The organism is Microtetraspora niveoalba (genome assembly GCF_001570405.1).
GTDB lineage: Bacteria > Actinomycetota > Actinomycetes > Streptosporangiales > Streptosporangiaceae > Microtetraspora > Microtetraspora niveoalba.
Map to the genome: position 1 here is coordinate 18,274 of NZ_BBYM01000042.1, position 20,641 is coordinate 38,914.

At 71.3% G+C, this 20,641-nt stretch carries 20 protein-coding genes and 2 riboswitches; of the genes, 5 read left to right on the forward strand and 15 right to left on the reverse strand.

Going from position 1 to position 20,641, the window contains the following annotated elements; all coding sequences use genetic code 11:
- Positions 1-61: 61 nt before the first annotated feature.
- From AWQ70_RS32275 to AWQ70_RS32285, 3 genes are all read left to right on the forward strand, one after another.
- The gene (locus AWQ70_RS32275; RefSeq protein ID WP_067184947.1) at positions 62-1,258 is read left to right on the forward strand and encodes an AMP-binding protein; all 1,197 of its coding nucleotides are present in this window, start codon (positions 62-64) and stop codon (positions 1,256-1,258) included.
- A gap of 53 nt (positions 1,259-1,311) precedes the next feature.
- Positions 1,312-1,659: a hypothetical protein gene (locus AWQ70_RS32280; RefSeq protein WP_067184803.1), complete on the forward strand. Its 348-nt coding sequence runs from the start codon at positions 1,312-1,314 to the stop codon at positions 1,657-1,659.
- A 132-nt stretch (positions 1,660-1,791) separates the two neighbouring features.
- Positions 1,792-3,138 carry an RNA polymerase sigma factor gene (locus AWQ70_RS32285; RefSeq protein ID WP_067184806.1) on the forward strand — a complete coding sequence of 449 codons (1,347 nt, stop codon included), beginning with the start codon at positions 1,792-1,794 and terminating at the stop codon, positions 3,136-3,138.
- A gap of 97 nt (positions 3,139-3,235) precedes the next feature.
- Here AWQ70_RS32285 and AWQ70_RS32290 read toward each other — a convergent pair whose 3' ends face one another.
- Positions 3,236-3,634, reverse strand: coding sequence for a hypothetical protein (locus AWQ70_RS32290; RefSeq protein ID WP_067184809.1), 399 nt, complete (start codon positions 3,632-3,634; stop codon positions 3,236-3,238).
- A gap of 124 nt (positions 3,635-3,758) precedes the next feature.
- Between AWQ70_RS32290 and AWQ70_RS32295 the strand changes: the two genes are divergently transcribed.
- Positions 3,759-4,334 carry a TetR/AcrR family transcriptional regulator C-terminal domain-containing protein gene (locus AWQ70_RS32295; RefSeq protein ID WP_067184950.1) on the forward strand — a complete coding sequence of 192 codons (576 nt, stop codon included), beginning with the start codon at positions 3,759-3,761 and terminating at the stop codon, positions 4,332-4,334.
- A gap of 14 nt (positions 4,335-4,348) precedes the next feature.
- On the opposite strand, the gene AWQ70_RS32300 is transcribed toward AWQ70_RS32295, so the two are convergent.
- Genes AWQ70_RS32300 through AWQ70_RS32320 form a run of 5 tightly spaced genes read right to left on the reverse strand, consistent with a single transcriptional unit; the run spans position 4,349 to position 9,320 of the window.
- Positions 4,349-5,254 (reverse strand): MurR/RpiR family transcriptional regulator, encoded by a 906-nt coding sequence (locus AWQ70_RS32300; protein ID WP_245647246.1) that lies wholly within the window; start codon positions 5,252-5,254, stop codon positions 4,349-4,351.
- 55 nt (positions 5,255-5,309) lie between these two features.
- A complete protein-coding gene (locus AWQ70_RS32305; RefSeq protein ID WP_067184813.1) occupies positions 5,310-6,140 on the reverse strand; it encodes a carbohydrate ABC transporter permease in 831 nt (276 codons plus the stop codon).
- A complete protein-coding gene (locus tag AWQ70_RS32310; protein WP_067184816.1) occupies positions 6,137-7,036 on the reverse strand; it encodes a carbohydrate ABC transporter permease in 900 nt (299 codons plus the stop codon). Before AWQ70_RS32310 ends, AWQ70_RS32305 begins: the two co-directional genes overlap by 4 nt.
- 47 nt (positions 7,037-7,083) lie before the next feature.
- The gene (locus AWQ70_RS32315; protein ID WP_067184819.1) at positions 7,084-8,388 is read right to left on the reverse strand and encodes an extracellular solute-binding protein; all 1,305 of its coding nucleotides are present in this window, start codon (positions 8,386-8,388) and stop codon (positions 7,084-7,086) included.
- Positions 8,385-9,320, reverse strand: coding sequence for an N-acetylmuramic acid 6-phosphate etherase (locus AWQ70_RS32320; protein WP_067184823.1), 936 nt, complete (start codon positions 9,318-9,320; stop codon positions 8,385-8,387). The genes AWQ70_RS32315 and AWQ70_RS32320 overlap by 4 nt, the downstream gene beginning before the upstream one ends.
- Before the next feature lie 745 nt (positions 9,321-10,065).
- On the opposite strand from AWQ70_RS32320, the gene AWQ70_RS32325 reads away from it, so the two are divergent.
- Entirely contained in the window at positions 10,066-10,266 is a 201-nt protein-coding gene (locus AWQ70_RS32325; protein WP_067184826.1) for a DUF5999 family protein, read from the forward strand.
- Positions 10,267-10,348: 82 nt separating this feature from the next.
- Here AWQ70_RS32325 and AWQ70_RS32330 read toward each other — a convergent pair whose 3' ends face one another.
- The 9 genes from AWQ70_RS32330 to clsA all read right to left on the reverse strand — a co-directional run bounded on the left by AWQ70_RS32330 (position 10,349) and on the right by clsA (position 20,583).
- Positions 10,349-10,945: an alpha/beta hydrolase family protein gene (locus tag AWQ70_RS32330; RefSeq protein WP_067184829.1), complete on the reverse strand. Its 597-nt coding sequence runs from the start codon at positions 10,943-10,945 to the stop codon at positions 10,349-10,351.
- A gap of 4 nt (positions 10,946-10,949) precedes the next feature.
- Positions 10,950-11,462 (reverse strand): hypothetical protein, encoded by a 513-nt coding sequence (locus AWQ70_RS32335; protein ID WP_067184833.1) that lies wholly within the window; start codon positions 11,460-11,462, stop codon positions 10,950-10,952.
- A 79-nt stretch (positions 11,463-11,541) separates the two neighbouring features.
- Positions 11,542-14,412 carry an aminomethyl-transferring glycine dehydrogenase gene (gcvP, locus tag AWQ70_RS32340; RefSeq protein WP_067184835.1) on the reverse strand — a complete coding sequence of 957 codons (2,871 nt, stop codon included), beginning with the start codon at positions 14,410-14,412 and terminating at the stop codon, positions 11,542-11,544.
- Positions 14,413-14,462: 50 nt separating this feature from the next.
- Positions 14,463-14,584: riboswitch (glycine riboswitch) on the reverse strand.
- A riboswitch (glycine riboswitch) is annotated at positions 14,585-14,674 on the reverse strand.
- 132 nt (positions 14,675-14,806) lie between these two features.
- The gene (locus AWQ70_RS32345) at positions 14,807-15,424 is read right to left on the reverse strand and encodes a MerR family transcriptional regulator (protein WP_067184839.1); all 618 of its coding nucleotides are present in this window, start codon (positions 15,422-15,424) and stop codon (positions 14,807-14,809) included.
- Between the two features lie 151 nt (positions 15,425-15,575).
- Complete coding sequence (locus AWQ70_RS32350; protein ID WP_157530732.1) at positions 15,576-16,046, reverse strand: bifunctional nuclease family protein; 471 nt, start codon at positions 16,044-16,046, stop codon at positions 15,576-15,578.
- Between the two features lie 73 nt (positions 16,047-16,119).
- Positions 16,120-16,776, reverse strand: coding sequence for a transcriptional regulator FtsR (gene ftsR, locus AWQ70_RS32355; RefSeq protein WP_067184842.1), 657 nt, complete (start codon positions 16,774-16,776; stop codon positions 16,120-16,122).
- Positions 16,777-16,801: 25 nt separating this feature from the next.
- Positions 16,802-17,305, reverse strand: coding sequence for a double zinc ribbon and FHA domain-containing protein (locus AWQ70_RS32360; RefSeq protein ID WP_067184845.1), 504 nt, complete (start codon positions 17,303-17,305; stop codon positions 16,802-16,804).
- Between the two features lie 202 nt (positions 17,306-17,507).
- Complete coding sequence (locus tag AWQ70_RS32365) at positions 17,508-20,012, reverse strand: mannose-1-phosphate guanyltransferase (RefSeq protein WP_067184849.1); 2,505 nt, start codon at positions 20,010-20,012, stop codon at positions 17,508-17,510.
- 4 nt (positions 20,013-20,016) lie between these two features.
- Entirely contained in the window at positions 20,017-20,583 is a 567-nt protein-coding gene (gene clsA, locus AWQ70_RS32370; RefSeq protein WP_245647248.1) for a cardiolipin synthase ClsA, read from the reverse strand.
- Positions 20,584-20,641 lie beyond the last annotated feature (58 nt).

Genomic DNA, 20,641 nt, shown 5'->3' on the forward strand with positions numbered 1-20,641 from the left:
CCCGCGAACCGCCCGTTCACCGGCGGTTCCGTCTGCCGGGACTAACCTTACGACCGTGCTCATCAGTCGCGAACACAAGGCCCGGCACGACGGTTCCTCCGAGAGGGAGCTGCACGCCCTGCTCCTGCCGCCCGGACCGGCGCTGTTCTCCGCGATCGAGCGCGCCCTGTCCGGCGACGGCCCGGCGGTGCTGCCGCTCTCCCCCGGCCTGCCGCGCCCCGCGCTCGCGGCCGCGCTCTCCTCGCTGCGCCCCACCCACGTCGTGACCCCCGAGGGTGTACGGCGCGAGCCGGGCGGAGCGCCGACCCGCGCCGCGCTGATCATCGCGACCTCGGGGTCGACCGGTGCGCCGAAGGGGGTCGAGCTGACGGCGCGCGCGCTCACGTCCTCGGCTCGGGCGTCGCTGGAGCGCGTGGGGGCCGGGCCGGGCGAGCGGTGGTTGTGCTGCCTCCCCCCGTCGCACATCTCGGGGGCGCAGGTGCTGGTCAGGTCGTTGCTGAGCGGGACCGCGCCGATCATCCACCCGAGCTTCTCCCCCGAGGCGGTAGCCGCGAGCGGCGCCGCGCACGTCTCGCTGGTGCCGACCCAGCTCAGGCGCCTCCTCGACCTGGGCCTGGACGTGTCGGCGTTCCGCACCATCCTGCTCGGCGGGGCGGCCGCGCCGCCCGGTCTGCTGGAGGAGGCGCGGGCCCGCGGCGCCCGAGTGGTCACGACGTACGGCATGAGCGAGACCAGCGGCGGGTGCGTCTACGACGGCGCCCCCCTTGACAATGTAGATCTCAAAATCCGGGCCGACGGACGGGTCATGATCGCGGGTCCGGTGGTGTTCTCCGGATACCGCCTTCGCGAGGAGCGGACGGGGCTCGCGCCCGACGCGTCCGCGGCGGCGGCGTTCGAGGGCGGCTGGTTCGTCACCTCCGACCTCGGCACGATCGACGGCGGACGGCTCACCGTCCTCGGCCGGGCCGACGACGTCATCAACACCGGCGGCCAGAAGGTGGTGGCCGGGGCGGTCGCGCGGGTCCTCTCCGGGCACCCGGGCGTCCGCGACGTCGCCGTAGTCGGCCGGCCCGACCCGGAGTGGGGCGAGATCGTCGTCGCGGTCGTCGTCGGCACCGCCACGCTGGAGGATCTCCGCGCGTACGCCAAGGAGCGGCTGCCCGCCTACGCTGCCCCGCGAATGGTGCAAAAGGTGCAAGAGATTCCGCTGTTGCCAAACGGAAAACCGGATATGGTCGCCCTGCGAAACCAAAAATGACCTCCACGCGTCAGATCTGAGGGAGGACGTCGCATATGAAGCCGGATCGCAGAATGCTGATCTCCGCGGGTGTCGTCACCGCCATCGTCGTGGGCGGGGTCTCCGTGGCCACCACCGCCTCCGCCGGGCGGCTGGAGCAGGCGGTGAAGGAGCAGGCCGCCGAGCGCACCGCGAAGGAGAAGCCCTCGCCCGCCCCCAGCCGGGAGCGGGTGGCCCCCGCCGTCGAGGGGACGACCCTGACGCCCGAGGAGCTGGACGAGATCGCCCCCTACGTGGTGGAGAACCACCTCAGCATCGACCCGGGCGCGACCGGCGAGTACTGGACGACCGAGCGGCTCCAGGGCGCGGACCCCATGCCGATGCCCCAGGTCAGCATCAGCGTCGTGGCCCCGTCGGACTGACCTCCCCGCGTACTGGGGGGAACAAACTGGCCTCGTCGGCGTTATTGATACAGGTGCGCCGCGCCGCCGCAACCGCCGCGCCCAGCCATTGCCACCCAGTACGACGTACTCCGTCATGGAGGAGGTGTCCTCATGCCCCCGACCGCCGTGGCTACCCCGCCCGAGCGCGCGGCGACCCCGACGACGACCCTGGACCAGCTTCTGGCCCGGGGCCGCGCGCAAGGTCACCTTTCCCTCTCGGAGCTTCGCGACGCGTTCGGCCAGGCCGACATCGCGCCCGCCGAGGGCCGCGCCATCCTGCGCGAGCTGAGCGAGGCCGGGGTGGAGCTGACGGAGGCCGAGCCGGCGAAGAAGGCGACCCGCGCCTCGGCCAAGGCCACCGCCAAGGCCCCGAAGGCCACCAAGACCGCCAAGCCCCGCAAGTCCGCCAAGCGTGACGCGACGGCCGACGACGAGCCCGACGAGGCCCTCGACGACGAGGAGTGGACCGCCGAGCGGTCCGAGGCGGAGGAGTCGGCCGACGACGGCGCGCAGATCGACCTCGACGACAACTCCTCGGTCATGGGCGACTCCGTCCACACGTACCTCAAGTCGATCGGACGGCGCACCCTGCTGACGGCCGCGCAGGAGGTCGAGCTGGCCAAGCGCATCGAGGCCGGCCTGTACGCGGAGCACAAGCTGGAGACCGCGCTGGAGAACGGCGAGATCCTGCGCCCCGAGGTCCGCGAGGACCTCGAATGGATCATCGAGGACGGCAAGCGCGCCAAGGACCACATGCTGGAGGCCAACCTGCGCCTCGTCGTGTCGGTGGCCAAGAAGTACACCGACCGAGGCATGGCCCTGCTCGACGTGGTCCAGGAGGGCAACCTGGGCCTGATCCGCGCGGTCGAGAAGTTCGACTACACCAAGGGCTACAAGTTCTCCACGTACGCCATGTGGTGGATCCGGCAGGCGATCCAGCGCGGCTTCGCCGACTCGGCGCGGACCATCCGGCTGCCCGTCCACGTGCTGGAGATGTTGTCCAAGCTGTCCCGCGTCGAGCGTGACATGCACCAGCGTCTCGGCCGGGAGCCCTCCCCCGAGGAGCTGGCGGTCGAGCTGGACAAGACGCCCGACCAGATCGAGGAGCTGCTCCGTACGAGCAGGCAGCCGATCAGCCTCGACTCCACGATCGGCGAGGACGGCGAGACCCGCATCGGCGACCTGATCGAGGACGTGGACTCCCCCGAGGCGTCCGAGGTCGTGGACCGGCAGCTCCTGGCCGAGCAGCTCAAGGGCGTGCTGGAGAACCTGTCGCCGCGCGAGGCCAAGATCATGGCGCTCCGGTTCGGCCTGGCGGACGGCAAGCCGCACACGCTGGACGAGATCGGCAAGTTCCTCGGTCTCACCCGGGAGCGGATCCGCCAGCTCGAGAAGGAGTCGCTGTCCAAGCTCCGCCACCCGAGCAACACGCGTCCGCTGCTCGACTGGGCCAGCTAGCGCCCTGACCGGCGACCGCCGCTGAACGGCCGAGACGGCCCGCGCCCCTCACGGGGTGCGGGCCGTCTCGGCGTTCGGGGATCGGCGGCGGAGGCTCTCAGCGGGCCACCGCGGCGGCGCGCGGCAGGCGGACGATGCCGGTGAGGCGGTGCGCCTCCCGCACCGTGCGCAGGCGGTTCACCTCGGCGGTCCACATCGCGCCCTTGGGCGTGGCCTTGCCCTTCCTGCGGCGGATGCGGTCGTCATAGGACTTCACACCGAAGGTGGCGCGCTGCGCGGCCTCCGCCGCCCGCAGGGCGTCGGTGAGCGCCAGGTCGAGGGCCAGCCCAGCCTCGCGCACCTCCTCCTCGGACGCTCCGGCGGCCTGCTTCTCGCGGAGGACGCTCTCGGCCTCCCTCGCCTTCTCCAGCAGGTCGCGGTACCCCTTTCCGACCTCCTGGTCGGCGTGGTATCTGACCTCCGCCTCCCGGCTCACGCGCGGACGGAAAAACGCCATCGACGGTCCTTCCAGATCGGGCACATATCGCTGGCCGTAGCGTACGCCGTTTCGCCGCCACGCTCACATCCGGGCCGGGCGAGTTCCTTTACACAGTAAGGTCACCTGTGGCAGCATGATCGACATGCCTGCCAAGCGACCGCCGGTCCCGCTCTCCCTCGAACGCATCGTCGACGCCGCGCTGCACATCGCCGACGGGCAGGGCCTGCGCCGGCTGACCATGCGCCGCCTCGGCGACGCGCTCCAGGTGGAGGCCATGGCGATCTACCACCACCTCCCCCGGGGCAAGGAGGCGCTGATGGACGTCCTGGCCGAGCACGTGACCACGGTGCGGGTGGAGGCCGAGGGCACCTGGCAGGAGCGCGCCCGCGCCTGGGCCCGGGCCGGCCGGGCCGCCCTGCTCGATCACCCCGGCGTGTTGTCGCTCGCCCTCACCAAGCCCCCCAAGGGCACCGCGCTGATGGCGATCAGGGACCAGACGGAGCAGCTCGCCGAGGCCGGGCTCGCCGGCGCGGCCGACGCCGTACGGGCGCTGCGGGCGTACGTCTTCGGGAGCGTCGCGGTGGAGGTGCAGCAGTCGGGCTGGGCCGACCCCGACGCGACCGTGCGGGACGCGCGGACCGCCGAGGGCGAGCGGGAGTTCGAGCGCGGCCTCGACGCGCTCCTCGCCGGCCTCCAGGCCACCGGTCACACCGCCTGAGCCGCCACCCCGGCTCAGGAGCGCGGCCCCGCTCCCCTGCGGCGGCGGCCGCTGATCGCCCGGAAGGTGTCCTCCAGGGCGGTGAGGGTCTCGTCGTACGTGCGCTGGGCGGCCACCCCGACGAAGAGGCAGTCGACGACGGTGAGCTGGGCGATCCTGCTGCCCATCGCGCCGGGGCGGAACGGGGCCTCCCGGACCGCGGTCTTCAGCACGATGTCGGCCAGCTCGGTGATCGGCGAGGGGTGGAAGTTCGTGATCGCGATCGTGGTCGCCCCGTGGTCGGCGGCGAGCCGCAGCGCCTCCAGGACGTCGACCGTGGTGCCGGTGTGCGAGATGCCGATCGCGACGTCGCCCTCGCGCAGCAGCGCGGCCGAGGTGAGCGCGCTGTGGAAGTCCGGCCAGGCGAACGCCACCAGGCCGATCCGGTGCAGCTTCTGGTGCAGGTCGGCCGCGACGTACCCGCTCGCCCCCGCGCCGTAGAGATCCACCCGGCGGGCCGGGGCGATCACCTCGACCGCGCGCTCCAGGGCGGCGACGTCGAGGTGCTCGGCGGTCTCCGCCGCCGCGCGGGAGTCGCTGTAGCCGATCTTGGCGACGATCTCCTCCAGCGGGTCGCCGGCGTTGATGTCGCCGTCGAGCGGGCGGGCGCCGCCGGCCCGGGACGCCTCCAGCGTCGCCTCGCGGGCGAGCGCGAACCGCAGCTCGGGATAGCCGCGCAGTCCCAGGGCCCGGCAGAACCGCAGCACCGTGGTCTCGGAGGTGCCGCACTCGCGGGCCAGCATGCCGATCGACCGGTCGGCGACGCCCTGGGGGTCGGCCAGCACCGCGCGCGCGACCCGCTGCTCGGCCGGCCGCAGGGACGGGAGCGCGCCCCGCAGCCGCACCAGGATGCCGCCCGAGTGGTCGTTGCCGGGGTCCACGCCGCCTCCTTGCGGGTCTCCGATACGCGCCGCGCGGATCACGCGGGGCTCCTCACTACTTGCTCATGCCGGCGGTCAGCCCGGCGATGATCTGCTTGGTCGCCAGGACGAACAGCACGAAGAGCGGCGCCGTGGCGAGGACCAGCCCGGCGAACAGCGCCGACCAGTCGGTCGTGTACTCGCCGAAGAACTGCGACAACCCGCGCGGGATGGTGAACTTCTCGTCGGAGCGCAGCAGCACCAGCGGGTAGAGGAACTCATGCCACAGCGGCACGAACTGGAACAGCGTCACCGACGCCAGCGCGGGCCGCACCAGCGGCAGCATGATCCGCCCGAAGATCCGGAACTCGCCGGCGCCGTCGAGCCGGGCCGCCTCGTCCAGTTCGCCGGGCAGGGAACGGTAGAACGCCGACAACACGAAGACGCAGAACGGCACCCCGGACGCCGCGTACAGCAGCGTGAGCCCGAGCAGCGAGTCGATCAGCCCCATGGAGTCCATGAGGTAGAAGATCGGCACCAGGCCCAGCCGGATCGGCAGCATCAGCCCGGCCAGGAAGTACGCCCCGAGCAGCCGGTTGCCGAAGAAGTCGTAGCGGGCCAGCGGGTAGGCGGCCAGCGCGGAGACCGCCGTCCCGATCAGCACCGCGCCGCAGGTGACCGTCAGCGAGTTCAGCAGGTACGTGCTGAAGGACGCGTCCGTCCACACCTGGAGGTAGCTGTCCAGCGTGGGGGACGTCGGCAACCGCAGCGGCGCGGTGAAGATCTCGCTCGTCGGCCGCAGCGAGTTGAGCAGCATGACGACCAGCGGCAGCAGCGCGACGACCGCGTACCCCCACAGCAGCAGGTGGACGGCGACCCGCCCCGGCGCCCGGCGCCCGGCCCTCACAGCAGCTTCCTCTCGCGGCGGCGGAAGTACGAGGTGGCCAGCAGCGACACCCCGAAGATGAACACGAACATCAGCACGGCGAGCGCCGACGACCGCCCGATCGCCTCCACGCCGCCCTCCACGAACGCGACCCGGTAGAACAGCAGGCCGAGCACGTCGGTCGAGCCCGCCGGGGACCCGGTCGAGCCGGACATCGCGTAGATCAGCCCGAAGGCGTTGAAGTTGCCGATGAACGTCAGCACGCTCACCACGCCGATCGCCGGGGTGAGCAGCGGCAGCGTCACCCGCCGGAACGCCTGCCAGGCCGAGGCCCCGTCGACCCGGGCCGCCTCGTGGTACTCGGCCGGGATCCCGGCGAGCGCGGCGGAGAACATCAGCATGGGGAAGCCCACCCACTGCCACGCGTTCACCAGGACGACGATCGGCAGCGCCGTACGGGTGTCGCCGAGCCAGGGCAACGCCCACGAGTCCAGCCCGACCGCCTCAAGCAGCGCGTTCACCGGGCCGAACGTCGGGTTGAGCAGCAGGCTCCACAGGTAGCCGACGACCAGCGGGTCCACGAGGTACGGGGTGGTGAACGCGGCCTGCAGGAAGCGCTTGCCGCGGCGGTACCGGAACAGCAGGAGGGCGAAGAGCAGCCCCACCGTGTTCTGGATCAGCATGGTCCCGGCGAAGAACAGCGCGTTGTGCGCGAACGCCCGCCACAACTGCTGGTCGTACGGGTAGACGCTGAGCAGGTCCCGGTAGTTGTCGAACCCGGCGAACCCCACCTGCCGGATCCCGCGCCACTCGAAGAAGCTGTAGTCGAGCGCGCTGACCAGCGGATAGACGATGAACACCGAGTACAGCAGGAACGCGGGCAGCAGGAAGACGGCCAGGACCCGCCACCGCGGCACGTACCGGCGACCGGCGCCGGTACGTGCCGCGCGACGCCGGGGAGCGCTCAGTTCCCGGGCTTGAACCACTGCTCGACGCCCTTCTGCACGCTCGCGGCGACCGCCTCGGGGTCGGTCTGGCCCGCGAGCATCTTCTGCAGTTCGTCCCGGAAGATCGCGTCACCGTTCGGCTGGCCGTACCGGAAGTCGACGAGCAGCGTGTACGGCGCGCCGTTGCCGGCGTAGTTCTTGGCCATCTCGGCCAGCAGCGGGTCCGACGGCGTGACGCCGGGGACCGCGGAGAGTTGCTTCAGCTCGGACGCGTAGAGCTGCCCGAACTCCGGCGTCGCCATCCACTTGACCAGTTCGAGCGCCTCGGCCTGGTGGGCCGACTTGGCGTTGACGCCGAACGAGCCGTCGGCCCAGCCCGGCGTGACGGGCGTGGTCGCCGGGGAGCCGGGCGGCGGCGGCACCTGGAAGACGCCGATCTCCAGGCTCGGGTCGGCCTTGAGCACGGGCGCCAGGTCGAACGTGCCCGTCGGGTACATCGCGGCCTTCCCGGTGACGAACAGCGCCTGGACGTCGGGGATCTTGACCGCGACCACGTCCTTGGGGAAGTACGGCTCCAGGTCCTTGACCAGCTTGACGGAGGCGGTGAAGTCGGGGTCGGTGAACTTCTTCTGTCCGCCGAGCACGGCGTCCCGGAACGCGTTGCCGCCGTAACGGGCGTTGCCGAAGATCTCGTGGACGATCGGCAGCGTCCAGGTGGCGTCGGGGCCGGCCGCGACGGCGAACGGGGTGATGCCGGCCGCCTTCAGCTTCTTGGCCGCCGCGATCATGTCGTCCCACGTGGCGGGCGGCTGGATGCCGTTGTCGCCGAACAGCTTCTTGTTGTAGAGAACCTGGAGCGTCTGGTACGCGAACGGCACGCCGTAGATCTTGCCGTCCTCGTGGCCCTTGGCGCCCTCCAGCAGCTTGGCGTCGAAGCCCGACAGCGCGTCCACCTTGCCGTCCAACGGCAGGAGCTGGCCCGCCTCGACCAGCGGCTGGAGCCCGCCGTACGCCCGGAGCTGGGCGACGTCCGGCCCTCCGCTGCCGGACAGGCCGGTCGCCAGGATGTTGTTGTACTCGGTGGCCTGGAACGGCTTGAACTCGACGTGGATCTTCGGGTGCGACTCCTCGAACTTGGCGAGGATCTTCTCGTACGCCTTGACGTCCTCCACCCGCCACGACCACAGACTCAGCGTGACCTTGCCGGCGTCCGCCTCGCCGCCCCCGCCGGACGTGCCCTCGGACGCGCCGCCGCCGGGCGCGCACGCCGCCAGCGCCACCGCGAGCACTCCGATCGCCCCCGCGATCCACTTTCTCTTCATGAGACTTCCCTTCGGCCGGTAGCCAGTTCGGCGAGCGCCGCGCGGACCCTGCCGGCGGCCGCCTGTAATGCGATTCGCGCCTCTCCCACGGGGGCATCGGCGAGGAGGCAGACCAGGGCGACCTTCAGGTCCCCCTCTGCCGCGGTGAGCGTTTCGGCGCACTGCGCCTCGGTCCGGCCGGTCGCCTCTTCGAGGATCGTGACCAGGCGGCCGCGAAGTTTGGCGTTGGTGGCGGTCACGTCGACCATGAGGTTCGAGTACGTCCGGCCGAGCCGGATCATGACCGCGGTGGAGAACGCGTTCAGCACGAGCTTCTGCGCGGTTCCGGCCTTCATCCGCGTCGATCCCGCGATGACCTCGGGGCCGGTGTCGACCGCGACGTGGACGTCGACCTCGTCGCCGAGCGGGGCCCGCGGGTTCGACGACACCAGGACGGTCGCCGCCCCGGCCGCGCCCGCCGCGCGCAGCGCCCCCGCGACGTACGGCGTGCGCCCGCTGGCCGACAGTCCGATCGCCAGGTCGCCCCCGCCGAGGCCGAGCGCCTCGGCGGCGCCCGTCGCCTCGTCGTCCTCCACGTTCTCCAGGGCCTGCTCGAAGGCGGCGACGCCGCCCGCGTGGTGCGCGACGACCCATTCGGGGTCGATCGTGTACGTCGGCACGAGCTCGGCCGCGTCGAGCACCGCGACGCGGCCGGAACTGCCCGCCCCGAAGTAGTGGATCGACCGGCCCTCCCGCAGCGCGCTCACCCCGAGGTCGACGGCCCTGGCCAGCTCGGGGAGCACGGCGCGGACCGCGGGGGCGACCAGGTGGTCCTCGTCGTTGACGAGCTTCAGCACCTCGAGGGTCGGAAGGAGGTCGATGTCGAGCGTGCGCGGGTTGGCGCCTTCGGTGGGGGCCGCCACCCTGACCGCCTCGAACTCGTCGTCCGTCACGAAGCTTTCCACCTCAAAGGAGAACGTGTAGGAAAATTAGTTTCACTGCGAGCCGGGCGTCAATACCCGAATTTTTTCCGCCGGTGACGTACAGGTGCCGCGCCGCGGCGTCTCCTGACTCCTCGCGTGTAGGAAAATGTCATGCAAAGTCACCGCGTTGCCTGGAAGTTACTTACATCCAACCCGGACGGTCAACGTTTTTGTTGACCGGAGTCTCACGCGGAATCTCACCCGGGCCGCATCCCGGCCGCGGAAGGCCGGCGGCGGACTCGGACCCCACCCCGCCGCCCCGGCCCAGCGTCCCGCCCCGTCGTCCCGCCCCGTCGTCCCGCCCAGCGTCCCGGCCCGGCGGCGGCCGGACCGATCTTCAGGGGCCGACCCGATCTTCAGGGGGTGAACCGGCCTTCAGGGGGTGAACCGGTCTTCACGGGAAGATCGATCTTCACGGGCGGACCGGAGGCGGGCCGGAGAACCGTAATCCGCCGGTTATCAGACGGACGGCGTGTCGAGCTTGGACCGTTATCTTCCCTGCGGCACTCTTGTGGGATAGCTCACAACGTGGTGAGCGGAACCCGTGCGGGCGCCCCCGGCCCCTCCCCAGGACCGGCCGAAACCGTCCTAACGGACTATGTCGCCACGTGGCGAGCGGGCGGCACACTGGTGTCGTCCATTGTGCTGTTAGTCACACCAACCCCAGACGCCCGCCGCCCCGCGACGGGCGAACGATAGACACGGAGCCCCGGCGATGTGCCCTCATAGCCCGTCCTGTCCGAGCGCGGAAGCGAAGGACCGAGAAGCCGCCCGCACCATCGCGGCCCACCCTGAGCAGGGGTGGAGCCTGCTGTGCAACGGCGTCGTCCTCTTCGAGGACACCGGCGAGCTGCTGCCCGACGGCGCGGCCATCGCCCCGCACCGCCCCACCGACCTGGCCTCCAGCGCCGCCTGATCGGTCTCGCGGCCGGGTCACCCGGCTGGCACGCCCAGCCGGGGCCCTCCCCACCATCCGGAACCCCGCGAACCGGTCCCCTTCAGGGTCGTCCGCGCTCCAGCAGCCAGCGGGCCACCTCCTCGCCCACCCGGGCGGGATGCTTCTTCAGGTCGTGTCCCTCCCCCGGCACCACCACGAGCCGCGCCGCGTCGGACTCCGCCGGGACGCCGAACGGGTCGCGATCCCCGTTGATCACCAGGACGTCCGTACCCGCCTGCCGCAGCTCCTCGGCCCTGGAACGTTCCGGCTTGCCCGGCGGGTGCAGAGGGAAGGCCAGCGCCACCACCGCGTCCGCGCCCACCGCGCGGGCCGTACGGCAGGCGACCCGGGCGCCATTGCTCCGCCCGCCCTGCACGAGCGGCAGCCCCGGATGGCCGGCCCGCAGCTCCTCGATCATCGCGATCCACGACTCGTCCTGCTTCACCGCCGACCCCGGCGCCCGCGCGCCCCTGAGCCGGAACGGCTGGGTCACCCGGGCGACCGTCACCCCGGCGGCCAGCACCGCGTCCCGTACGGCGAGCAGGTCGGGCGCGTCCACTCCTCCGGACGAACCGTGCGTGAGCACGAGCAGCAGCCACGGGTCGGCCGCCTCGTCGACCTCGGCCGCCCCCGGGCCGTGCGGCGTCTGAAGTTCCATCCGGTCACGTTATCGAGGGGCGCACGTCCCTCGTGAGGCGGAGCCGCACCTCCTCGGCCAGCGCCGCGTCGGGGTGGGCCAGACCGTACCGCCAGACCGTCTCGGCGTCGCCGTCCCGGCCCCGCAGGGGCAGGACGCGGGCGAGCAGCTCGATGGCGAGCGCGCCGGTGCCCGTGTCGGCCGCGTCGCCCTCCTCGACCGCCCCGGCGAACTCCCCGCAGGCCATGTCGAGGTGGGCGAGGCCGAGCAGCACCCGCAGCCGGGCCGGCTCGGCGACGCCCGGCACGGACAGGGCGCGCAGCAGGAGGTCGGCGGCCTGTCCCGGCTCGCCGTCCTCCAGCAGCCTCTCGGCCATGCGCTCGGCCACGGCGGACAGCCCCGCCGCCCCCTCCTCCCGGTCGGGCGCCTCGTCGTCGGCCGCGACCTCCGCGAAGATCGCGGCGGCGGCGTCGAGATCGCCCGCCTCGGCCAGCCCGCGTGCGCGGTCGATCTGCCGTCCGGGGTCGATGGCCGTCATGCCGGGCCCTCCAAAATCGGGGATCGGCAAGATCCTAACGATCGGCGGGCCCGAGCGCTCCGACTTCTCCCCTCCCGGCTCAGTCCTCGTACGCCTCGAGCGGAGGGCAGGAGCAGACGAGGTTGCGGTCCCCGTACGCCTGGTCGATCCGGCGGACCGGCGACCAGTACTTGTTCTCCCGCAGCGCGGGCACCGGGTAGGCCGCGACCGTGCGCGAGTACGCGTGCGGCCACTCGTCGGCCACCAGGGAGGCGGCCGTGTGCGGCGCGTTGCGGAGCGGGTTGTCGGTCCGGTCGTACTCCCCGGAGGCGACCCGGGCGATCTCCCCGCGGATCGCGATCATGGCGTCGGCGAACCGGTCCAGCTCGGCCAGGTCCTCGCTCTCGGTCGGCTCGATCATGAGCGTGCCCGCGACGGGGAACGACATCGTCGGCGCGTGGAACCCGTAGTCGATCAGGCGCTTGGCCACGTCGTCCACGGTGACGCCGGTCTCCTTGGTGATCTGCCGCAGGTCCACGATGCACTCGTGCGCGACGAGGCCGTCCCGCCCGGTGTAGAGCACGGGGTAGTGCGGGGCGAGCCGCCGGGCCAGGTAGTTGGCCGACAGGATCGCCTGCTCGGTCGCCTGGCGCAGCCCCTCGCCGCCCATCATCCGGATGTACGCCCACGAGATCGGCAGGATGCCCGCGGAGCCGTACGGCGCGGCCGAGACGGCGCCGGCGCCCCGGCCGGGGAGGTAGGGCGCGAGGTGGGCCTTGAGCGCGACCGGCCCGACGCCCGGCCCGCCGCCGCCGTGCGGGATGCAGAACGTCTTGTGGAGGTTGAGGTGGCTGACGTCGGCGCCGAACTCGCCGAGCCTGGCCAGGCCGACGAGGGCGTTGAGGTTGGCGCCGTCGACGTAGACCTGTCCCCCGGCCTCGTGGACCCGGTCGCAGATCTCGACGATGGTCTCCTCGTACACGCCGTGCGTGGACGGGTAGGTCACCATGATGGCGGAGAGCGCGTCACGATGCTTGTCGATCTTGGCGGCGAGGTCGGCGAGGTCGACGTTGCCGTTCTCGTCGCAGGCGACCACGACGACCCGCATCCCGGCCATGACGGCGCTGGCGGCGTTGGTGCCGTGCGCGGACGACGGGATCAGGCAGACGTCGCGGCCCGCCTCGCCCCGGGCCTGGTGGTAGGCGCGGATGGCGAGCAGACCGGCGAACTCGCCCTGGGAGCCCGCGTTGGGCTGGATCGACACGGCGTCGTAGCCGGTGACCTCGGCCAGCCAGCCTTCGAGGGTCTCGATCAGCTCGACGTAGCCCGCCGCCTGCTCGATCGGGACGAAGGGGTGGATCCCGGCGAACTCCGGCCAGGTGATCGGCTCCATCTCGGTGGTCGCGTTGAGCTTCATCGTGCAGGAGCCGAGCGGGATCATCGAGCGGTCCAGCGCGACGTCCTTGTCCTGGAGCCTGCGCAGGTAGCGCAGCATCGCGGTCTCGGAGCGGTGGGCGTGGAACACCGGGTGGGTCAGGAAGTCGCTCGTGCGGGCGAGGCCGGCGGGCAGCGCGTCGGGGGTCACCCGGTCCAGGTCCTCGATGGTGGTGCCGTCGGGCCCGCCGTCCGCCGCGCCGGCTACGCCGAAGGCCTCCCACACGACCAGCAGGTGCTCGGCGGCGGTCTTCTCGTCGCAGGCGACCGCGACGTGGTCGGCGTCCACGAGGCGGAGGTTGACGCCCGCCGCCTCGGCGGCGGCCACGACACGTGCGGCGCGTCCCGGGACGCGGGCCAGCACGGTGTCGAAGAACTCCTCGTGCACGACCTCGACGCCGCCCTGGCGCAGCCCGGCGGCGAGGACGGCCGCGTGGCGGTGCGTCCGCTGGGCGATCCGCCGCAGGCCGTCCGGGCCGTGGTAGACGGCGTACATGGAGGCCATGACGGCGAGCAGGACCTGCGCGGTGCAGATGTTGCTGGTCGCCTTCTCCCTGCGGATGTGCTGCTCGCGGGTCTGCAGCGCCAGCCGGTACGCCTGCCGCCCGTCCGCGTCCACCGAGACCCCGACCAGGCGTCCGGGCATCTGCCGCTGGAGGCCCTCGCGTACGGCCATGTAGGCGGCGTGCGGGCCGCCGAAGCCGAGCGGGACGCCGAACCGCTGGGAGGAGCCGACCGCGATGTCCGCGCCCAGCTCGCCGGGCGAGGCCAGCAGCGTCAGCGCGAGCAGGTCGGCGGCGGCGACCACCTGGGCGCCCGCGGCGTGGGCCCGCTCCGCCAGCGCGCGGAAGCCGGCGACCCGCCCGCTCGCCCCGGGGTACTGCACGAGCACGCCGAAACACTCCGGCAGCTCGGCGGCCGCGTCGGCGAGGTCGACCTCGACGAGGGTGATGCCGAGCGGCTCGGCGCGGGTCGCGAGGACGGCCTTGGTCTGCGGCAGCGCGTCGGCGTCGACCACGAAGACGTCGCTCTTGACCTTGCTCGCCCGGCGGGCGAGCGTCATCGCCTCGGCGGCGGCGGTGCCCTCGTCCAGGAGCGAGGCTCCGGCGACGTCGAGACCGGTCAGGTCGGTGATCGCGGTCTGGAAGTTGAGCAGCGCCTCCAGCCGTCCCTGGGAGATCTCCGGCTGGTAGGGCGTGTACGCGGTGTACCAGCCCGGGTTCTCCAGCACATTGCGCAGGACGACGCCCGGGGTGATCGTGTCGTGGTAGCCGAGGCCGATCATCGAGGTGAGCACGCGGTTGCGTCCGGCGATCGCCCGCAGCTCGGCCAGCGCGCCGGCCTCGCTCGCCGCCTCGGGCAGCGCGAGCGGGGTCCGGGTCCTGATCGCCTCGGGTACGGCGACGGCCACCAGGTCGGCCACGGACGCGTACCCGACGGCATCGAGCATCCGCGCCTGCTCGGCGTCGGAGGGACCGATGTGGCGGGACGAGAAGGGCGGACCGGAAAGATCGCGAAGTGGTGACCGGTCGGTCATGGCAAGCCTCCTGCGGCGGTCGAGACCTCGGGGGCGCAGGCGTGCGCCCGGTCTCCCCCTCTGTCATCGCGACCAGCCGACCGGCGGCGGGACTACGACCTGAGAGCTTCACCCCTGAGGGCTTGCACCGTCGGTGAGCACGCCTGGTGGACGTGCTGCTTTCCAGAGTTGCCTCTCCCGCGCGGTACGGGATGCCTGAGAGATTCCGGGGAGGGTTGCTCCTTCGGCGCCTCTGTGAAGAGGTCTCTCCCGCACGGGGTCGTCGGCTTTCGTCACTCTACCGCCTACCCCGAGGCGGGATGTTCACCCGGTCACCGCGTCTTCGGGTCTCCCCGGGGGCCTCTCATCCGGCCTGCCCGCGCCGGGTCCTGCCACGTGCGGGGCGTACGGCGTCTCAGCCGGTCTTGCGTGACTTCCTGCGGCGGGCCAGCTCGTCGGCCGGATGGTCGGCCTCCGCGTCCGCGCCGGACTCGGCGCGCTCTCCGGGCAGCTCGGCCAGCGAGCCCTCGACCTCGCGCCAGACGCGCCCGAGGGCGATGCCGAACACTCCCTGGCCGCCCTGGAGCAGGTCGATGACCTCGTCGGCCGACGTGCACTCGTAGACGCTGACGCCGTCGCTCATCAGAGTGATCTGGGCGAGGTCGTTGACTCCCCTGTCACGCAGATGTTGTACGGCGGTGCGGATCTGCTGGAGCGAGACTCCGGTGTCCAGGAGGCGCTTCACGACCTTGAGCACGAGGATGTCGCGGAAGCTGTACAGGCGCTGGGAGCCGGATCCGTGCGCGGCTCTTATGGTCGGCAGGACCAGCTCCGTCCGGGCCCAGTAGTCGAGCTGGCGGTAGGTGATGCCGGCCGCCGCGCAGGCGGTGGGACCGCGGTACCCGATGTCGTCGGGCAGTCTCATGGGTCGCTCGTCGAACAGCAGGCCCTGCTCACCGGCGCGCTCTCGCGCTGACTGACGGGCCGGATCATGCTGGTCGGCCGCTTTTCCCTCGCCGCTGCTGACCGCCACTGCGGACCTCCGGCTTTCTCTCATCCCACGGTCTGATCTGGGGGTTCATGAATTACAACCGTGGATTCCCTTGCACCGTAGGACCGGGGGCATCCTCAGTCAACGACCCCGCACGGCGCGTCGTGAAGCGTTAATTTCCCGAAATCAACCCCTACCCGGCACGGCCGAAGTCCTCGGGAGTGATGTTGTCGAGGAACTCGCGGAACTTCTCCACCTCGTCCTCCTGGTCGTCCGGCATGCTCACGCCGGCCTCCCTGAGGACGTCCTCGCTGGCGTAGATCGTCGCTCCGGTGCGGAGCGCGAGCGCGATCGAGTCCGAGGGCCGGGCGCTCACCTCCACCCCGTTGGAGAACACCAGATCCGCGAAGAAGATCTGGTCCCGCAGCGCGACGATGTTGACCGTGCGAAGGCGCACCCCCAGCGCCTCCAGCACGTCACGGAACAGATCATGAGTGAGCGGGCGCGGCGGCGGTTCCTCCGCCTGGGCGAGCGCGATGGCCGTCGCCTCGGTCATACCGATCCAGATCGGCAGGTACCGATCGCCGTTCGTCTCCTTCAGGAGGACGATCGGCTGATTGGTGGGCATCTCGACGCGAACCCCCACGACCTCCATCTGCAACACGGGCGACTCCGTCTCAAAGTGGCGCGGCATATCACCAGGCCTTCAACGTAACACCCGGAGTGGGTCGGCCCGGTCACTGCCCCAGAACGCGGCGAACACTGCCACGAAGCAACGCACTGTGCAATTCGAGGAGAAGTCCGGATATTTCCCGCGCCGTCTCGTCGGCCTGACCGATCGCGCCGGGCGCCCGGCGCCGCAGCAGCGGGGCCACCACCTGCTCGACCAGGCTCGCCTCGCGCTCGGCCGCGGCACGGACCAGGCGCAGGTGGCGGGCGTGCAGGCCGAACCTGGCCAGCGAACCGACGCTGCGGGCGACCTCCAGGGCGTCCGCGTCGTACCAGCGGGCCACGGCGGCGACCAGACCGAAGCTCTCCAGCTCGGCGAGGGTGTCCTCGTCGATGTCGGCGGCCCGGAGCAGATCCTCGCGGCTGAGCCGCACCGGCGGGGTCTCCTGGGGCAGCGCCCTCGGACGGGCGGCCTGCTCGTCGAGGTTCTCCTTGATCACCCGGAGTGGGAGGTAGTGGTCACGCTGGGCGGTGAGGATGTAGCGCAGCCGCTCGACGTCCGCGTGGGTGAACTTGCGGTACCCCGAGGGACTTCGCTGCGGCTCGATGAGCCCTTCGCCCTCCAGGAAACGGATCTTGGAGATCGTCACGTCGGGGAACTCGCCCTGCAGCAGCGCGAGCACCTCCCCGATGCTCATGAACGCCCGTACCGCCTGCGCGCTCATGACTTACCCGCCCCTCCCTCAGCGATCACTGGCCCCCAAGACCACGCGCGAAGAACACCAGCCGGAACTTGCCGATCTGCACCTCGTCGCCCCCCGCGAGGGGGAACTCCTCGATGCGCTCCCGGTTGACGTACGTCCCGTTGAGACTGCCGACGTCGCGGACGGTGAAGTGGCCGCCGCGCCGGTAGAACTCCGCGTGCCTTCTGGACACCGTCACATCGTCCAGGAAAATGTCGCTTTCCGGGTGGCGACCCGCCGTGGTGAGATCGCTGTCCAGCAGAAAGCGGCTTCCCGCGTTGGGGCCGCGCATGACGACCAGGAGCGCGGTGCCGGGCGGGAGCTGCTCGATGGCCGCCCGGTCGGGCAGCAGGGTCTGGCCCGTCTCACTCTCCACGGCCTCCAGGGAGATCGTGGAGGTGGTGTCGAAAGCGGCCGGCGCGGGAGCGCTCAGCGGAGAACCGCATCTGGAACAGAAACGGGCATCCTCGGGGTTGGCATGACCGCACTGCGTGCAGTAGACGCTGGGCATCGAACGGCTCGGCCTCTCTTATGACTTGCTCAGACGGCGAATGCCGCAACTTACGCTGATCACGCACAAAGGTCAAGAAAGCGTGCTCGACACGGACTGACCAACGCTACAGCCCCGCACGGCCGAAGGTCCATCCCGCCACACCGTTTCCCGCGTCACCGCAGGTCACCTCCCCAAGATTTGTACATGATCGTGAAGATTGTTACTGTGCTCCGGCGGCGTGCTCCACGACGCGGGCCCAGCGTTCCAGCAGGGCCTGCGCGGTGTCCACGTCGCCGCCCTCGGCCCACAGGTGGGTGACCGCCTGCGTCGGGTCGGGCAGGACCAGGGCCCAGCTCCCGTCCTCGCCCACGACCCGTACGCCGTCGGTGGTGTCGACGTGCAGGCCCTCGGCGGCCTCCACGACCGAGCGCATCACCGTGCCCTTGTGCGCCCACGGCGTCGGGATGGTCCGCCGCAGCAGCTTCGCCTCCGGGATCCGGGCGTCGATCTGGCTGAGCGACAGGCGGGTGCGCGCGACCAGCCCGAGCAGCCGCAAAAACGCGGCGAGCCCGTCCAGGGTGGGGCCGAACTCCGGGACGATGAACCCTCCGCGCCCGTCCCCCGCGAAGATCATGTCGCCGCTCGTGGCGGCGGTCGTCAGCGCGTCGAGGCTGGTCGGGGTCCAGTCCACCTGCACGCCGTGGAAACGGCAGACCATCTCCGCCACCCGGGTGGTGGTGACCGGCAGCGCGACCCGGCCGCCCCCGCGCTCGGCGGCGACGAGGTCGAGCACCACGAGCAGCGCCCGCTCCTCGCTGATGAGCTGGCCCATCTCGTCCACCAGGGAGACCCGCTCCCCGACGGGGTCGAAGCGGACGCCGAAGGCGGCGCGGGAGGAGCCGACCAGCTCGGCCAGGCGCTGCAGGTCGCGGCGGCGCTCGGCGAAGGTCTCGGTGGGCGAGGCGTCGTCGAGCCGGTTGTTCACGGTGAGCACGTCCACCCCGACCCGGCCGAGCAGGCTGGGCAGGACCAGGGACGACGTGCCGCCGGCGCAGTCCACGACGACCTTCATCTCCGCCTCCTTGACGCCGCTCATGTCGACGCAGCGCAGCAGCTCGCGCGCGTACGTGTCCACGGCGCGGGCGGGGAAGGTCAGCTCGGCGATCTCGCCCGGGAAGGCCCTGCGGTACTCCTGCCGGGAGAAGATGCGCTCCAGCTTGCGCTGGGCGCCCTGGGAGAGGTCGGCCCCGGTGCCGTCCATGAAGATGATGTCGACGCTCTGGGGGTCGCCCGCGCTCGTGCGCAGCGCGATGCCGCCCCGGGCGCTGCCGCGCGACGTGTGGAAGCGGGCGACGGGCAGCGCGGACGCCTCCAGGTCCACCACGTTGATCGCGCTGGAGTTCAGCGCGCTGATGACCGCCCGCTTGAAGGCGCGGGCGGCGCGGGAGGCGTCGCGCGAGGTGACGATCGTGTCGCCCTTGCTGACCATGGTCGCGTACGCGCTGGCCAGCCGTACGCACAGCTCGGGGGTGATCTCGACGTTGACCAGGCCGGAGACGCCGCGCGGCCCGAACAGGCTGCGCTGGCCGCGCGACTCCCAGATCACGCTGGTGTTGACGACGGCGCCCGCCTCGACGGTCTTGAAGGGGTAGATCTTCACCCCGGAGGAGACGTACGCCTCGGACTCGATCACGCACTCGTCGCCGACGACGGCGTTCTCCTCGATCCGGGCTCCGGTCATCACGTCGGTGTTCTTGCCGATCACGCATCCGCGCAGGTGGGCCGCGGGGCCGACGTAGACGTTGTCGTGGACGACCGCCCGGTGGAGGAAGGCCCCCTCCTTGACCACGGCGTTGCTGCCGAGGACGGTGTACTCCCGCAGCTCGGCGCCGGCCTCCACCTTGGCGTAGTCGCCGATGTAGAGCGGCCCCTTGAGCACCGCGTCGGGATCGACCGACGCGCCCTCGGCCGTCCAGACGCCGGGCGCGAGCTCGAAGGCGTCGAAGTCGACCTTGACCTTGCCCTCGAGGACGTCGGCCTGCGCCTTGAGATAGCTCTCGTGCGTGCCGACGTCCTCCCAGTAGCCGTCGGCGACGTATCCGAAGAGCGGGAGGCCGCGTTCGAGCAGCGCGGGGAACACGTCGGAGGACCAGTCGACCGACCGGTCCGGCGAGACCTCGTCGAGGACGCTCGGCTCCATGACGTAGATGCCGGTGTTGACCGTGTCGGAGAAGACCTGGCCCCAGGTGGGCTTCTCCAGGAACCGCTGGATCCGGCCGTTCTCGTCCACGATGATGATGCCGAACTCCAGCGGGTTCGGCACCCGCTTGAGGCCGATGGTGACGAGCGCGCCGTTCTCCTCGTGGAACCTGAGCATGTCGGTCAGGTCGATGTCGGTCAGCGCGTCGCCGGAGATGACGAGGAACCGCTCGTCGCGCAGCCGGTCGGCGGCGTTCTTGACGCTTCCCGCGGTGCCGAGCGGGATCTCCTCCGTGGCGTAGTGCAGGCGCATGCCGAGCTCGTCGCCGTCGCCGAAGTAGTTGCGGATCAGCGCGGCCAGGAACTGCACGGTCACCACGGTGTCGGTGAAGCCGTGTTTCTTCAGCAGGCGGAGTACGTGCTCCATGATGGGCCGGTTGATGATGGGGAGCAGGGGTTTGGGCTGGTTGGCGGTCATCGGCCGGAGCCGCGTTCCCTCCCCGCCCGCCATGACGACGGCCTTCACGGGCTCACCCCCTTGTCAGCTGGCGGACCTGTACCACATACAACACCCCGGCCCACCAGTACAGACCAGTCCCCCATATGGCGAAGGCCCAGCCGAACACGCCCGTGATCTCGGCGTACCACCCCTCGTGGGACGCGAGGAACAGGAGGGGGAACGCGTACATGAGAGCGGCGGTCGCGGCCTTACCGAGGAAATGTACGGGCAGGGCAGGGCCGTACCCGTGACGGCGCAGGATAGGCACGGTGAAGAGCAGGAAAACGTCTCGTCCGACGACCAGCGCCGCCAGCCACCACGGGATCACCTCGCGCAGGACCAGCCCGGCGAGCGTGGCGAGGATGTAGAGGCGGTCGGCGAGGGGGTCGATGAGCCGGCCGAGTTTGCTCGTCTGGTTCCACGCCCGGGCGAGCTTCCCGTCGAGCCAGTCGCTGATCCCCGCCGCGATGAGCAGGAGGATGGCCCACGCGTCCGCCTGGGGGCCCAGCACGAGCCAGAGGAACACGGGGACGCCGAGCAACCTCAGGAAGCTCAGCAGGTTGGGCAGGGTAAAGATCCGATCCTCGGCAGACTCCACGGTCAGACCCTACATCGCGGGCCGATCCCGCCCGGCGGCCGGTCCGCGGCCGTGTTCC